Raw genomic sequence first — 13,026 nt, 5'->3', positions numbered from 1 at the left:
CGATGGCATGTTCCGATAGCGTATCGTGCAGGCTCCGGACGCAAGCGCCACCCTCCCAATCCACGTCGCAGGCCCGGTTCGGGAACCACGAAAATCCCATGTCGGAACTCTCAGTCCAACTGCTCCTGGAAACGCAGACCATCGCCCTCCGCGACGTCGCCTGCCGTGGCACATGCCGGCACAAGAGCGCCGAGGAATGTTCGCGTTCCACCCACCTGGTATTCCCCTATCGCGGCGTCTACGTGCGCCACCTGGGCCGCGAACAGGCGGTGGCCGAAGCCAACCAGGTGCTGTTCTTCAACGCGGAGGAAAGCTACAGCGTCAGCCATCCGGTGAGCGGCGGCGATGCCTGCCTGTCGCTGGCGATCAGCGAGCCGCTGCTGCGCGAACTGGCGCCGAAAGAGCAGGTGCGCGAAGGCGGCGCGCTCGCCTTCCGCCGGCAACGCCTGCGCATCGACCCGCGCGCGCAGGCGCTGGTGGCGATGCTGCGGCACAGCCTCAACAACGGCACCGCGGAAACCCTGGAAGCGGAAACCCTGGCGCTGACCCTGGTGCGGCGCGCGGTCGGCGAGCGCACCACGCATGCGGCGGGCGCCAGCGCGGGGCGACAGAAACTGGTGGACCGGGCCAAGCTGGTGCTGTCTTCGGATCCGGCGCGGCGCTGGACCCTGGCCGAGATCGCGGCGGAGGTCGGGGTCTCGCCGGTGTACCTGACCCAGGTATTCCAGCAGGTGGAAGCGATGCCGCTGTACCGCTATCAGTTGCGCCTGCGCCTGGCGCATGCGCTGGACCTGCTGGGCGAATACGACGACCTCACCGCATTGAGCCTGGAGCTGGGCTTTTCCAGCCACAGCCACTTCAGCTCCGCGTTCCGCCAGGCCTATGGCCGCACGCCGGCGGAATTCCGGCGCTCGGTCAATCCACGCTGAGGTTTTTCAGGTCATCCGGATTTCAGTGTGGACGCTCCGGATCGCATCCCTCTCCCCTCGCGCGAGGGGGTGCCGAAGAGCCTGCCCTCGAATGCTTTGGTCGGGGGCGGGAGAGGGGAAGGCGGAGCCCATGAATTGCCGGATTCTGCAATGCATCGAGTACGGCTTCCCCTGTGTTAACTGCACTCGACACGGTCATGAGATCGGAACGCCAGTTGGCTCCGGCGACCCCTCTCCCGGCCTGTCGGCCACCCTCTCCGCAAGGGGAGAGGGACGCGATCCGGGGCAATCGCAACAACTCCGGATCCGGTTTCCGCTTCCTGCAGATCGCTAAAGATTCCGACAGCGGCCGCGATTGCGGAATGTTCTCCTGTGTTCGCCCGGACGTCGGGCCCCACAGGAGATTCCATCATGACCGAGAAAACCTGCGCCGCTTGCGATTGCGAACTGGACGCCAATGCCATCCAGGTGAAGATCGGCGGCAAGACCGTCGAAGTGTGCTGCGAGGAATGCGCGCAGTCGCTGCGTGAAGCCCACGCCGCGACTTCGGGTGACAAGCCCGGCAGGGCGTGAGCGATGAGTCCGACCACCCGACACAGCGTCGTCACCCCCTCGGGCCGCATCAGCTATACCGAGGCCGGTGACGGCCCGGCCGCCCTGTTCGTGCATGGCGTGCTGCTCAACGGACATTTGTGGCGGCACCAGTTGGCGGAACTTTCCGACCTGCGCCGCTGCATCGCCGTGGATCTGCTCGCCCATGGCGATACGGAAATCGCACCCGGACAGGATGTATCGGTGACCGCGAATGCGCAGATGCTGCGGGAGTTCCTCGACGCATTGCGGATCGACCAGGTGGACCTGGTCGGCAACGACAGCGGCGGCGGCATCGCCCAGATCTTCGCGGCGTCGAATCCCGGGCGCGTGCGCAGCCTCACCCTCACCGACTGCGACACCCACGACAACTGGCCGCCGGAAGCGTTCAAGCCCTTCCTCGCCATGGCCGCGGCCGGCGGCCTGCGCGGCGCGCTGGAGGCGATGCTGGCGGACAAGGATTTCTACCGCTCGGCCGAGGCGCTGGGACCGGCTTACGAACACCCGCAACAGCTCGCGGACGAGACCATCGAGACCTACCTGCGCCCGCTCGTGAGCAGCGAACAGCGCACACGCGACCTGCAGCGTTTCCTCGGCGCCTTCGACTGCAGCCACACTCTGGCGATCGAACCGCAACTTCGGGCATTGCAGGCGCCGACGCTGATCGTCTGGGGCACGGACGATATCTACTTCGGCGTGCAGTGGTCGCATTGGCTGGCCGAGGCGATCTCCGGCGTGCGGCGGCGCGTGGAACTGGAGGGCGCGCGGATCTTCTTCCCCGAGGAACGCGCCGCGGAATTCAACCGGGAACTTCGCACGCACTGGCTGGCGGTCGGCGGATGACCGGCATGACCTTCCATTCTGGTACTGAAGCGAAGATGCATCGCCGGCAGTTCATGCGCATGACAGCCGGACTGGCCGCCTTCGGTGCGGTTTCCGGCATCCTGCCGGGAATCGCGCGGGCCTCCATCGAGGCGACTACGACGACAGAAAGCGGAGCGCTGGATGCGGCCGCCTTCCACGCTGCGCGCAAGTTCGTGGCGACGCCTTTCGGCCGGATCGCGATGGTCGAACGCGGCACGGGCGATGCCGCGTTGTTCCTGCATGGATTCCCATTGAACGGTTTCCAGTGGCGCGGCGCGCTGGAGCGGCTGTCGCCGCACCGGCGCTGCATCGCTCCCGATTTCCTCGGACTGGGCTACACCGAGGTCGCCGCAGGCCAGGACGTGGCGCCGGCCGCACAGGTCGGGATGCTCGCGGCGCTGATGGATGAGTTGTCCATCGATCGCGCCGACCTGGTCGCCAACGACAGCGGCGGCGCGGTCGCCCAGTTGTTCCTGGCGCGTTATCCGCAGCGCGTGCGCAGCCTGCTGCTGACCAACTGCGACACCGAGATCGACTGCCCGCCCCCGGCGCTGAAGCCGGTCATCGAGCTCGCCCGCGACGGGCAGTTCGTGACCCAGTGGCTGGCCCCTTGGCTGGCCGACAAGGCGCTGGCGCGTTCGCCGCAGGGACTCGGCGGAATGACCTTCACCTTCCCGGCGAAGCTCGCCGACGAAACCATCGACATGTACCTGGGACCGCTGGTGCGCGATCCGGTGCGGACCCACGCCTACGCCGTGGCGCTGGACAGCAACGTCCTGGCCGGCGTCGAAGCGGCGCTCGCCCGCAACGACGTGCCGGCGCGCATCGTCTGGGGCACCGGCGACACGATTTTCTCTCCCGCAAGTCCCATCTACCTGGAGCGGACCCTGGCCGATTCGCGCGGCGTGCGGCGTGTGCAGGGCGCGAAATTGTTCTTCCCCGAGGAATTCCCCGACCTGATCGCCGAGGAGGCGCGGAAGTTATGGCGCATCTGAAGCAGGACTCCGTTGCGGGCCAACCCATCGCCGTCTTCGGCGCCTACGGCCACACCGGGCGGTTCGTGGTTTCCGAATTGCGCCGTCGCGGGTCGACGCCGATCCTGTGCGGACGCGATCCGGAGAAGCTCGCGACTCTCGGCGCATCGCATCCGGGATTGCAGCTGCGGGTTGCCTCGATCGACGACCCGGATGCGCTGGACCGCGCGCTCGCCGGCGCGGCCGCGGTGATCAATTGCGCGGGCCCGTTCCTCGACACCGCGCCGGCGCTGATCGAAGCCGCGTTGCGCGCGCGCATCCACTACCTGGACCTGGCTGCGGAACAGGGAGCCGTGATCGCGACTTTCGAAAGATTCTCCACGGCCGCGCGTGATGCCGGCATTGCGGTGATCCCGGCGATGGCTTTCTACGGCGGGCTCGGCGACCTGCTGGCCACCGCGGCGATGGGCGATTGGACGGAAGCGGATGAAATACGCATCGCCATCGCCCTGGACAGCTGGTTGCCTACGCGGGGCACGCGCCTGACCGGCGCACGCAACACCGCCAAGCGCCTGGTGGTTTCCGGCAACCGCCTGCAAGCCATCGCCGATCCGCCGCCGATGCGCCGCTGGGATTTTCCGGCGCCCTTTGGAGCGCAGGAGGTTGTCGGTCTGCCACTGTCCGAGATCATCACGATATCGCGGCATCTGCGCTCGCCCGAGATCCACGCCTACATGAACCTGGAACCGCTCAAGGACCTGCGCGATCCGGATACACCACCGCCGACACCGGTGGACGCAAGCGGGCGCTCTTCGCAGAAATTCCTGGCCGATGTGGTGGTGCGCAAGGGCGGCGAGCGGCGCCGCGCGGTGGCCCATGGACGCGACATCTACGCAGTCACCGCGCCGCTGGTGGTGGAAGCGGCGGTGCGCCTGGTGACCGGGTCGTGCGAAACGACGGGAGTCGCTTCCGCCGGCCAAGGCTTCGATGCGCGCGATTTCCTGGCGTCGCTGAAGGCCGAAGACATCGCCATCGAGCTCGACTGACGCCGCGATGTCGCCCACGGGATGGCATGATCGGTCCCGTGCGCCGGTCCGGCCACTTCATGGAGTCCACCGATGCGCATCTGGATCCTGGCGCTCGCGCTGCTGGCGACAAGCACGGCCCATGCCGCCGACATCTGCCCCACGCTGCGCAGCCAGCTGTCCTCGGCCGATCCGGCCACCCGCGTGGCCGCCGTCGCCTGCAACGAATACATGATCTGGTACCGGCCCTTCATCGACCGCAACGGGCGGCTCGCCAATGGCGGAGTGATGGAAGCCGAAACCAGCCTGCTCGGCGACGGCTACAGCCAGGCCTGGCGCCGCGTCGCCGGCTACTGGCAGGAAAGCGGCCTGCTGCGGCAGATGGGCGGCTCCGCCGGCGCGGGCGAATGCGCCTACGCCGGCAGCGACCTCCGTCCCTCGGCCGGGTGCCGTGCCTTCATCATCGACAACGCCTGGTCCGCGGCTTTCATCTCGTGGGTGATGGGCAGGGCCCGCCTGCCCGGGTTCCGCGCCTCGGCCAGCCACATCGACTACGTACGCGCGGCTTACCAGCGCACCGAGACCAATGCCTACCAGTATCTCGATCCGACCCATGCCCGGCCGGCGACCGGCGACCTGCTGTGTTACGTGCGTGGAGCGCAGACTGCGCTCGGCTATGCGGGCCTGCTGGGCGTGGTCCAGCGCGATGGCGGCCTCAACATGCACTGCGAAATCGTGGTCGCGGCCAACCCGGGCAACGACAGCACCGCCTACCTGGTCGGCGGCAATGTGCAACAGGGCGTGGCCATGCGCCTGCTGCCGCTGAACCGGAACGGCGAATTCTGGAGCCTGCCGCAGCGCATGGACAGCGGAGCGCCGTGTTCGCCGGACAACGCGGAGGCGTGCAATTTCAACCGCCAGGACTGGGCGGTGTTGTTGAAACTGAAATCCCCGGCCGCACTGGCGCAGTTGCCCGGCGCCGTGCCGCCCGCGACTTCGGTCATGCCCCAGGCGCCCTCAGCGCCGACCTGCTGCATCAACTGCGTGGTCGGCTCGGGCGTGCCGCGCTGTCCGCAAGCCGGTACTCCTTAGCGCAGCGACCCGACGCACCGCTGTTTCTTCCGATTGCGCAGCTGCGAGCGAAAACCTCCGCGGCGCGGATCAAGGGCACACTCGATTAACAACGGCGCCCCTAGAATCATCCGATCCACGGAGTGTCGATGAAACCATTGGCTGATCAAGGGTCGATGTCCCGCACAGCGCAAAGCGCACTGGAAGACGATACACGCCAGTTGGCGCTGCTTATCCAGAGCGTCACCGACTATGCGATCTACATGCTGGACGCCGAAGGGTATATCCAGAGTTGGAATCCAGGCGGCCAACGCATCAAGGGTTACTCCAGCGAGCAGATCATCGGCCAGCATTTTTCCCGTTTCTACACGCCCGAAGATGTGGCCCGCGGTGAACCCGCCCGTGGTCTGCGCATGGCCCGTGCCGAAGGCAGGTACGAGGCCGAGGGCTGGCGCCTGCGCAAGGACGGCACCCGCTTCTGGGCCAGCGTGGTCATCGATCCGATCCGGCAGGAAGGCAAGCTCACGGGCTTCGCCAAGATCACGCGCGACATCACCGAACGCCATGAGACGCAGCAGCGCTTGCAGGCGGCCCAGGAAGCGCTGGCCCAGTCGCAGAAGATCGAAGCGATAGGAAAGCTGACCTTCGGACTGGCGCACGACTTCAACAACCTGCTGACCGTCATCATCAACAGCCTGGATCTCATCAGTGTCCGACCCTGCGCCGACCTGCGCACGCTGGAGCTGGTCGAAGCGGCGTCACGGGCATCGGATCGCGGCGCCTTGTTGACGCGACAGTTGCTGGCCTTCGCCCGCGGCCAGACCCTGGCCCCCGAACGGCATGACATCAACGACCTGCTGGGACGCTCGATGGAGATCTACCGTCGCGCCTGCGGGCCGACCATCGAGTTCCAGGAAACCTTGAACGAGCGCCTTGCCGCGGTCGAAGTGGATACTGGCCAATTCGAGGCCGCTATCCTCAACCTGGTGACCAACAGCCGCGACGCGATGCCCAAGGGAGGCACCATCGCCCTCGGCACACGGCTGGTGCACCGCGCGCCTCCCGAGGCGCCCGAAGCGCCATCGCGCGATTACGTCTGCATTTCCATCTCCGACAACGGGGAGGGCATGTCCGCTGACGTCAGCGCGCGCGCGTCCGAGCCCTTCTATACCACCAAGGAAATCGGCAAGGGCAGCGGCCTGGGCCTGAGCCAGGTCTTCGGCTTCGCTGCGCAGTCGGGGGGATTCGCGATCCTGGATAGCGAGGTCGGCGCGGGCACGGTGGTCAGCCTGTGCCTGCCGGCGCTTGCCCGATGAGCGCCATGCCTTCGATCCTGTTCGTGGAGGACGAACACGACCTTCGCGATCTGGTCGGCGGTGTCCTGCAGGACTTGCGCTACGACGTGACCGTCGTCAGCGATGGACAGGAGGCCATCGCCTCGCTGAGGACCAGGCCGTTCGACTTCATCTTCAGCGATATTGCCATGCCACACGGGATGTCGGGCATCGACATGGCCGCCGTCGCCGCGGTGCTGCGGCCCGAGACACGGATCATCCTGACTTCGGGTTTCGCCAGGGCGCAGTTGCCGCCGCTTCCCGCCGGCGTGGCGTTCCTGCCCAAGCCGTACCGCATCACCCAGCTCACGGGCCTGCTGAAGGACCTGAGCAGCAGTCTGTCCGAGATACGGTAAGCGCCGCGAACGGCGCATTGATCATGGCGCCGATGGGCGCGCCCTGCCCGCGCGCAACTCCGGCGCCATTGCCGACGCGCCCTGCCCTCAGCCCTTCACCAACGTGACGAAGAACATCGCCACGGCAGCGAATACCAGCAGGTAGAAATAGACCACGCCGATCACCGAATATTTCAGCAGCGTCATCGGCCAGCCCTGGCCGTACACACGTTTCTGCGTCAGCAGCAGGTAGATCGGCACCCAGGCCAGCAGTGCGCCAAAGGCCAACTTCGCGCACACGGCAAGCCAGCCGACATGCGGCGGCGGCGGCCAGGCCAGGGGGAACAACAGGAACGCCACGGTCAGCGCCATCAGCAGGAATACATGGCTGTACAGCGCCACCACCAGGTGTTCCAGGTACAACCGGCGCTTGAACACGTAGGCGATCTTCAGCATCAGCGCGAATACCGGCACCAGCAGGAACAGCGCGGACGGCAATGAACTCATGATCGCCTTGAACAAAAGGTCGGGCCGACCGTCCATGCGTTCGATGTTCTCCCTCCCATGGACCAGTTGCTCCGTGAGCCACTCGTTGGCGAACGCCGGCAACCCGTCGATCTTCACCGGATTGCGTGCCGGATCCCAGACTTCATTGTCCTTGGAGAACAACGCGCCCTTGGACCTGGCGCGCGTGGGCGGCGCGGTTCCCGGGGTCAGCTCGGTGATCCGGTTCGCCGCCTCGCCCTCGATCTGTACCTGCGCGGCGATCAGCGCCGGGGCCACGCCGGGCAGGCCCCGCTTGTCCGCGTTTTGCGCTTTCTCTATTTCGGCCAGCAACCGGTCGCGGTTGCGCTTCACCTCTTCCACGGTCTGGCTGGCGGTGATCGCGCTGGTGTCGACGCCCAGCGCTACCGGTTCCCTGTCCACGTGGATGGTCAGCTTGCCGACGAAGAACGCCAGCAGGCTCATGACCACGAACAGCCGCAACGGTGGCAGGTAGCGCTGGCGGTGGCCGGCGAGATATTCGAGGGCGGTGCGGCCCGGCACGAGCAGGTCGCGCAGGGTCCGGAACAGGCGTCCGTCCAGGTGCCAGAACGACTCGAACACTTCCTCGATCGCATGGCCGGCGTGGCGCACCGGGTTATGGATGGACTGGCCGCACTGGTGGCAGAACTCGCCCTGCAGGGCTGCGTGGCAGTTCTCGCAATGGGTCGGCGCATCGTGGCCGGCTGCGTTTTCGGCTGCAGTCATGTCATGGACGGAGAGGTCGCGGGGGCGGCCAAGATAACGGACCCACGCAACCCGGCGCCAGCGCGGCGCAGTAACTGCCCCATCGGTTGCAACGATCGACAATCCCGCGAATGCGGTTGAACCAGAACCGGGGCGAGGCAAGCCTACCGTCGCTGCGGACGGCGCAGGCCTCTTGCCCGGTCAGTCGCCTCCGCGCCCCTTTTCCTCGGGCTCACGCGGTTTCGGCCTGGCCTTGTCGGCCTCCTCGGGCAACTGCTTGCCGTCCCTGGTTTGATCCTGTCCGGGCTGTCCCCGCGGATCGTGCTGCTCCCGATATCCGCTTTCCGGACCCGGCTTCTGTTTCTGCTTGCGGTCGACCATGGCGAGGGTTCCTGCATCCTGCTGTGCGGTCAGCTTTCCACGAGGCGGGTTCAGGCGCAGTGACGCGAAGTGCGGCGGTGCAGGCGATCGGGCCTGGCGGGTCAAGCGAAAAGAATTGCCGCGCCGGCACTCAGGCATGCGGTCGCACCCAGGATCACCTGCGCGAAGTGCCTGGCGATGCCATCGGCCCGCTTCAGCGCCCGGAAGCTGGCCGCCGAGAAGACGAAGGAGCCGGCACAGTAGAACAACAGCCATTCGGAATTCAGGGATCCGAAACACAACATGGCCAGCAACAGCGCGATGGGCACCAGCAGGATTCCGTACTTCTGAATCATGGAATCCAACGACAGGACCTGGTCGACATGACGCATCGCTCTCCTCTCCCGGACTATTCCTTTGCAATGGCCAGGGATCAGACCAGAAGGCGGGCCCGTCCGCTTTGCCTGTGTTGGCGGTCGCCTTGAGCCAACAAAGTCGCCTCAACCTGTCCTGCGGGGCCTGCGGCTGCGTCACAAAGTGACGTATCGCCCTGTGCAACCTGAATATCGATGCTCGTGACGTCCGGATTCAATGATTTCGAAGTTGGCACTTAACTTGCGTGTCCCAGCTTCCATACTCACGTGAAGGGTTGCGCCGGGCGCAATCCTCCCTGTTGGACCTTAGATGAACCTCGTACGCACCCGCCGGCTGACCCAGGAGATGGCAGACACCTATCAACGCGCGTTGACCGGTGGATTCTTCTATGCGGCCGCCTGGTTGGTGGTCGGCCTGTACGGTGGCGCCTTCGATTTCGCGCCGCTGGCGAGCGGAGGCCTGGTGGTGGCTTTCCTCGGCCTGGCCACGCAACGTTTCGTGCACAAACCGCTGGCCGACGGCAACGAGGCCGCCCTGGTCCGCTGGTTGCGGCTGCACTGGGGCATCGTGCTGCTGACCACGACCCTGTGGGGCGGGCTGTTCTGCTGGGTCACCCTGGACGCGCGCTTCGGCGACGCGCGGGTGACCGCGCTGTTGTTCACCCTGGGCCTGTGCACGGCGATCGCGCACGCGTTCAGCATGCGCCGCGGCTTCGCCTTCGCCGGCGCCGGCCTGCTGTGCCTGCCCGGCCTGGCCCTGATGTTGCTGGATCCCGTGCAACGCGCCAACGCGCTGATGTGCACGGTGTACCTGGTCTACGTGGTGATCTCGCTGCTGCGCAGCTACAACGAATACCAACAACGCCTGGACCTGGACCAGGAACTGCGCACCCAGCGCGATCTGTTTTCGCGCCAGAGCCGGATCGACCCGCTGACCGAACTGGCCAACCGCCGCCAGTTCTCCGACGTGCTGGCCAAGGCCAGCGTGCGTGCGCGGATCGGTGGCAAGCCGCTGACCCTGTTGCTGCTGGACATCGACCACTTCAAGCAGATCAACGACACCCACGGCCACGCGGTCGGCGATGCCTGCCTGGTGGCCATCGCCGGAAGGCTGCATACCGCCTTCAATGGCGAAGGCGACCTGGCGGCGCGGGTCGGCGGCGAGGAATTCGCCGTGATCCTGGACGGCCAGGACCTGGCGACGGCCATGCAGCGCGCCGAGCGCTTCCGCGCCAATCTGGTCGAACACCCCATCGCTATCGACGGCCTCAGCTTGTGCATGACCGCCAGCGTCGGCGTCGCCGAGTACGCCCGCGCCCGCCATGAAGGCCACGACGCGCTGTACCACGCCGCCGACAGCGCCGTGTACCGGGCCAAGGCCGCCGGCCGCAACCGGGTCTGCCGGGATGCAGCGGTGGCGGAGTTGGCGGAAAGCGGGGTTTGATTGCAGGCATAGTCGGCGCCGCGTTGGCGTCGGCATCCCCCCGTGGCAGCGCCCATGGGCGCGAGCCTTTGTTGGGATCGTCGATACGTGAGGGAAGAGCTCGCGCCCATGGGCGCTCCTGCACGGTTCGTCTTGCAATGAGTACGGAACAGGTATCCTGTTCGCGCATTTTTTGCGGGCGCTCCAGTTTCCCCCGCGACGATCCCGGCAGCGATCCAAGGACAGCACCGCATGAAACGAACCGAGATCACCCCGCCGCTGCAGGACGCTGCCTTCGATTTCCTGTTCGGGTTCTCCCGCTTCGAGTACTGCCTGAAGGAAAAACAATTCCTGAAGTCGACCGATGCGGGCAAGAAGGCCGAGCCGAACTGGGACAAGTTCGTGAAGAAGCATCGCAACGGTTATGCGCCCGGTCCCGGCGCACGCGCGTTGATCGCGGCCAGACCGCGGCAGCAGGTGGTCGCGGCGAACGCGGGCCTGGCCTGGAAGGAATTGCAGTTCGAGGCCAATGAATTCGAATTGCAGAAGGTCACGCTGCTGCTGCGGCTGGTGCGCAACAACCTGTTCCATGGCGGCAAGCACGGCGACACCCACTGGGATAACCCGGAACGCACGGTGCAGTTGCTCCAACAAGGCCAGATCGTATTGGATGAGCTGGTGGAACTGGGTGGATTCGGCAACGACTACCGCAGAAGCTACTGAAGCCCGCACCGCTCCATCGCCTTCACCGCCACCACCCAGGACCCCGGCCATGCCCAAACCCAGACTCGACCCGATCCGGGCGCGCAACCTGAGCAACGACTACGCCAAGTGGCTGCTGCAGGAACAGCGCGAGCGCACCCCGGCCAGCGGCAAACTGTTCGCCCAGCGCCATACCACCGGCGGCCGCCGCTTCCATGGTTTCAACCAGGCGCAGATCTGCACGATCATCGGCGGCGATTACTACGACGAATCGCGCTAGGGGCCCTCTGAATGATTCCCTCTTTTGCGCCCCTCGCACAAAGCAGGAAAGGCAGGGGCCTTTGGACACGGATCAGAGCGGAAAAGACAGATACAGCGAAAGACAGATAAAGCGTTTGCCTTATCCGTGGTTTCCGCCCTGATCCGTGTCCAAGAAAGCCCTGGATAATTCCTTCGCGCGTCCACTGGGCTGCCGCGGATCCCGCGTCAGGCCTTGCGCACAAACTCCGACTTCAGCTTCATCGCGCCGATGCCGTCGACCTTGCAGTCGATGTCGTGATCGCCGTCGACCAGGCGGATGTTCCTGACCTTGGTCCCGACCTTCACCACCAGCGACGAGCCTTTCACCTTCAGGTCCTTGATCACGGTGACGGTGTCGCCGTCCTGCAGCAGGTTGCCGACCGAATCCTTGATCACCCGTTGTTCGTCCGCAGCTTCTGCCTCGCCGTCCGCGGGCCACTCATGGCCGCATTCCGGGCAAACCAGTTGCACGCCATCGTGGTAGGTGTATTCGGATCTGCATTTCGGGCAGGGCGCCAGGGTGCTCATGGGTTCTGCGTACTCGTGATCGGACAAGTGGATGATTATAAGCGGCGCGTGTGCTGTCATCCGCCGCAGGTTGCAATGATGCGAGCGCCCATGCCTCCATTCCGCGCACCCGGGCCCGCAATCGCAAGCGTTACTTACGGGCCGCGACAGGAAGGCTTCCGGCCGTCGTAATGGCAACCTCCGCCACGGAAATGCATGTCATGTCGCCACGAATGATGCTCGCCACTATCCTGCTGCTGGCCGCGTCGCCCGCGTTCGCCGGCGACGAGCAAGCCGTGCGCGACGCCGATGCGCGCTACTGGCAGGCATTCAATGCCTGTGATTTTCCGGCGATGGATGGACTGTTCACCGACGACGTGGAGTTCTACCACGACAGGACCGGCCTCACTTCGTCCAGGGCGGCGGTGATCGATTCGCTGCGCAAGGGTCCGTGCGCGGACCCGCGGATGCGGCTGCGGCGCGAAGCGGTGGAAGGCAGCCTGCGTTTCCATCCATTGGCGGGCGGTTATGCCCTGCTTTCCGGTACGCACCGTTTCTACGTGAACGAGGCGGGCAAGCCGGAGCACCTGGACGGGCAGGCGGAGTTCACCAACCTCTGGCAATCCGTCGATGGCCAGTGGCGCATGCGCCGCGTCTTCAGTTATGCGCATGGCCCAGCGCCCTACGTCCCGCCGGCCTCGCACCTGGCCCTGCCCGCCACCGCACTGGCGGCCTTCGCGGGCCGTTATCGTGGCGACCATGTCGGCGGCATCACCGTAGCCGTCGATGGCGACGGCCTGAAATTCACTGCGGGTACGTTGGTCGTCCACCTGCACGCCGAATCGCCGACGCGGTTCTTCGCCCTGGAGAAGGACCTGCGCTTCGAGTTCATCGCCGATGCCGGCAAGCAGGATGTCCCGGCGTTGACCGTCTACGAAAACGGCGCGGTGGCGGAGACGGCAATGAGGGTCGAATAGGAATCCATAGTGGGCCCCCGCCCAGCATCG

The 13,026-nt window shown here is 65.9% G+C and carries 16 protein-coding genes; 12 read left to right on the top strand and 4 right to left on the bottom strand.

Annotated elements, in window-relative coordinates; translation table 11 throughout:
- Positions 1-98: 98 nt before the first annotated feature.
- From CSC74_RS08480 to CSC74_RS08450, 8 genes are all read left to right on the top strand, one after another.
- Positions 99-929, top strand: coding sequence for a helix-turn-helix domain-containing protein (locus CSC74_RS08480; RefSeq protein ID WP_162314008.1), 831 nt, complete (start codon positions 99-101; stop codon positions 927-929).
- Between the two features lie 411 nt (positions 930-1,340).
- Positions 1,341-1,502, top strand: a complete 162-nt coding sequence (locus CSC74_RS17415) for a hypothetical protein (protein WP_170865784.1) — start codon at positions 1,341-1,343, stop codon at positions 1,500-1,502.
- A 3-nt stretch (positions 1,503-1,505) separates the two neighbouring features.
- On the top strand, positions 1,506-2,363 hold the full coding sequence (locus CSC74_RS08475) for an alpha/beta fold hydrolase (protein ID WP_162314007.1): 858 nt from the start codon (positions 1,506-1,508) through the stop codon (positions 2,361-2,363).
- Between the two features lie 5 nt (positions 2,364-2,368).
- Positions 2,369-3,379 carry an alpha/beta fold hydrolase gene (locus CSC74_RS08470; protein ID WP_246193072.1) on the top strand — a complete coding sequence of 337 codons (1,011 nt, stop codon included), beginning with the start codon at positions 2,369-2,371 and terminating at the stop codon, positions 3,377-3,379.
- A complete protein-coding gene (locus tag CSC74_RS08465) occupies positions 3,367-4,404 on the top strand; it encodes a saccharopine dehydrogenase family protein (protein ID WP_162314006.1) in 1,038 nt (345 codons plus the stop codon). The genes CSC74_RS08470 and CSC74_RS08465 overlap by 13 nt, the downstream gene beginning before the upstream one ends.
- A 72-nt stretch (positions 4,405-4,476) precedes the next feature.
- Positions 4,477-5,475 carry a DUF2272 domain-containing protein gene (locus tag CSC74_RS08460; protein WP_162314005.1) on the top strand — a complete coding sequence of 333 codons (999 nt, stop codon included), beginning with the start codon at positions 4,477-4,479 and terminating at the stop codon, positions 5,473-5,475.
- A 155-nt stretch (positions 5,476-5,630) separates the two neighbouring features.
- Positions 5,631-6,770, top strand: coding sequence for a PAS domain-containing sensor histidine kinase (locus CSC74_RS08455; protein ID WP_162314004.1), 1,140 nt, complete (start codon positions 5,631-5,633; stop codon positions 6,768-6,770).
- Positions 6,767-7,144, top strand: coding sequence for a response regulator (locus tag CSC74_RS08450; protein WP_162314003.1), 378 nt, complete (start codon positions 6,767-6,769; stop codon positions 7,142-7,144). Before CSC74_RS08455 ends, CSC74_RS08450 begins: the two co-directional genes overlap by 4 nt.
- An 87-nt stretch (positions 7,145-7,231) precedes the next feature.
- Here the strand turns inward: CSC74_RS08450 and CSC74_RS08445 are convergent, their stop codons facing one another.
- From CSC74_RS08445 to CSC74_RS08435, 3 genes are all read right to left on the bottom strand, one after another.
- Positions 7,232-8,374, bottom strand: coding sequence for a DUF3667 domain-containing protein (locus CSC74_RS08445; protein ID WP_162314002.1), 1,143 nt, complete (start codon positions 8,372-8,374; stop codon positions 7,232-7,234).
- Positions 8,375-8,554: 180 nt separating this feature from the next.
- Positions 8,555-8,734 (bottom strand): hypothetical protein, encoded by a 180-nt coding sequence (locus CSC74_RS08440; protein WP_162314001.1) that lies wholly within the window; start codon positions 8,732-8,734, stop codon positions 8,555-8,557.
- Between the two features lie 101 nt (positions 8,735-8,835).
- Entirely contained in the window at positions 8,836-9,105 is a 270-nt protein-coding gene (locus CSC74_RS08435) for a hypothetical protein (RefSeq protein ID WP_162314000.1), read from the bottom strand.
- A gap of 292 nt (positions 9,106-9,397) precedes the next feature.
- Here CSC74_RS08435 and CSC74_RS08430 point away from each other — a divergent pair, with 292 nt between their 5' ends.
- The 3 genes from CSC74_RS08430 to CSC74_RS08420 all read left to right on the top strand — a co-directional run bounded on the left by CSC74_RS08430 (position 9,398) and on the right by CSC74_RS08420 (position 11,492).
- Positions 9,398-10,531, top strand: a complete 1,134-nt coding sequence (locus CSC74_RS08430) for a GGDEF domain-containing protein (protein ID WP_162313999.1) — start codon at positions 9,398-9,400, stop codon at positions 10,529-10,531.
- Between the two features lie 231 nt (positions 10,532-10,762).
- Positions 10,763-11,233 carry a hypothetical protein gene (locus CSC74_RS08425; RefSeq protein ID WP_162313998.1) on the top strand — a complete coding sequence of 157 codons (471 nt, stop codon included), beginning with the start codon at positions 10,763-10,765 and terminating at the stop codon, positions 11,231-11,233.
- A 49-nt stretch (positions 11,234-11,282) separates the two neighbouring features.
- Positions 11,283-11,492, top strand: coding sequence for a hypothetical protein (locus CSC74_RS08420; protein ID WP_162313997.1), 210 nt, complete (start codon positions 11,283-11,285; stop codon positions 11,490-11,492).
- A gap of 206 nt (positions 11,493-11,698) precedes the next feature.
- Here CSC74_RS08420 and CSC74_RS08415 read toward each other — a convergent pair whose 3' ends face one another.
- Positions 11,699-12,040, bottom strand: coding sequence for a zinc ribbon domain-containing protein YjdM (locus tag CSC74_RS08415; protein ID WP_162313996.1), 342 nt, complete (start codon positions 12,038-12,040; stop codon positions 11,699-11,701).
- Positions 12,041-12,240: 200 nt separating this feature from the next.
- On the opposite strand from CSC74_RS08415, the gene CSC74_RS08410 reads away from it, so the two are divergent.
- Entirely contained in the window at positions 12,241-12,996 is a 756-nt protein-coding gene (locus CSC74_RS08410; protein WP_246193070.1) for a nuclear transport factor 2 family protein, read from the top strand.
- The last annotated feature ends 30 nt before the right edge of the window (positions 12,997-13,026 follow it).

This window comes from Pseudoxanthomonas yeongjuensis, from assembly GCF_010093345.1.
Taxonomy (GTDB): domain Bacteria; phylum Pseudomonadota; class Gammaproteobacteria; order Xanthomonadales; family Xanthomonadaceae; genus Pseudoxanthomonas_A; species Pseudoxanthomonas_A yeongjuensis.
Note: the sequence above shows the minus strand (reverse complement) of the source record. Positions and strands in the feature narration are given on the sequence as shown.

What these genes read in the sequence shown, in the direction of transcription:
- CSC74_RS08480 (WP_162314008.1), top strand. Translation starts at nt 99, where the DNA reads ATGTCGGAACTCTCAGTCCAACTGCTCCTGGAAACGCAGACCATCGCC.
- CSC74_RS17415 (WP_170865784.1), top strand. Translation starts at nt 1,341, where the DNA reads ATGACCGAGAAAACCTGCGCCGCTTGCGATTGCGAACTGGACGCCAAT.
- CSC74_RS08475 (WP_162314007.1), top strand. Translation starts at nt 1,506, where the DNA reads ATGAGTCCGACCACCCGACACAGCGTCGTCACCCCCTCGGGCCGCATC.
- CSC74_RS08470 (WP_246193072.1), top strand. Translation starts at nt 2,369, where the DNA reads ATGACCTTCCATTCTGGTACTGAAGCGAAGATGCATCGCCGGCAGTTC.
- CSC74_RS08465 (WP_162314006.1), top strand. Translation starts at nt 3,367, where the DNA reads ATGGCGCATCTGAAGCAGGACTCCGTTGCGGGCCAACCCATCGCCGTC.
- CSC74_RS08460 (WP_162314005.1), top strand. Translation starts at nt 4,477, where the DNA reads ATGCGCATCTGGATCCTGGCGCTCGCGCTGCTGGCGACAAGCACGGCC.
- CSC74_RS08455 (WP_162314004.1), top strand. Translation starts at nt 5,631, where the DNA reads ATGTCCCGCACAGCGCAAAGCGCACTGGAAGACGATACACGCCAGTTG.
- CSC74_RS08450 (WP_162314003.1), top strand. Translation starts at nt 6,767, where the DNA reads ATGAGCGCCATGCCTTCGATCCTGTTCGTGGAGGACGAACACGACCTT.
- CSC74_RS08445 (WP_162314002.1), bottom strand. Translation starts at nt 8,374, where the DNA reads ATGACTGCAGCCGAAAACGCAGCCGGCCACGATGCGCCGACCCATTGC.
- CSC74_RS08440 (WP_162314001.1), bottom strand. Translation starts at nt 8,734, where the DNA reads ATGGTCGACCGCAAGCAGAAACAGAAGCCGGGTCCGGAAAGCGGATAT.
- CSC74_RS08435 (WP_162314000.1), bottom strand. Translation starts at nt 9,105, where the DNA reads ATGCGTCATGTCGACCAGGTCCTGTCGTTGGATTCCATGATTCAGAAG.
- CSC74_RS08430 (WP_162313999.1), top strand. Translation starts at nt 9,398, where the DNA reads ATGAACCTCGTACGCACCCGCCGGCTGACCCAGGAGATGGCAGACACC.
- CSC74_RS08425 (WP_162313998.1), top strand. Translation starts at nt 10,763, where the DNA reads ATGAAACGAACCGAGATCACCCCGCCGCTGCAGGACGCTGCCTTCGAT.
- CSC74_RS08420 (WP_162313997.1), top strand. Translation starts at nt 11,283, where the DNA reads ATGCCCAAACCCAGACTCGACCCGATCCGGGCGCGCAACCTGAGCAAC.
- CSC74_RS08415 (WP_162313996.1), bottom strand. Translation starts at nt 12,040, where the DNA reads ATGAGCACCCTGGCGCCCTGCCCGAAATGCAGATCCGAATACACCTAC.
- CSC74_RS08410 (WP_246193070.1), top strand. Translation starts at nt 12,241, where the DNA reads ATGTCGCCACGAATGATGCTCGCCACTATCCTGCTGCTGGCCGCGTCG.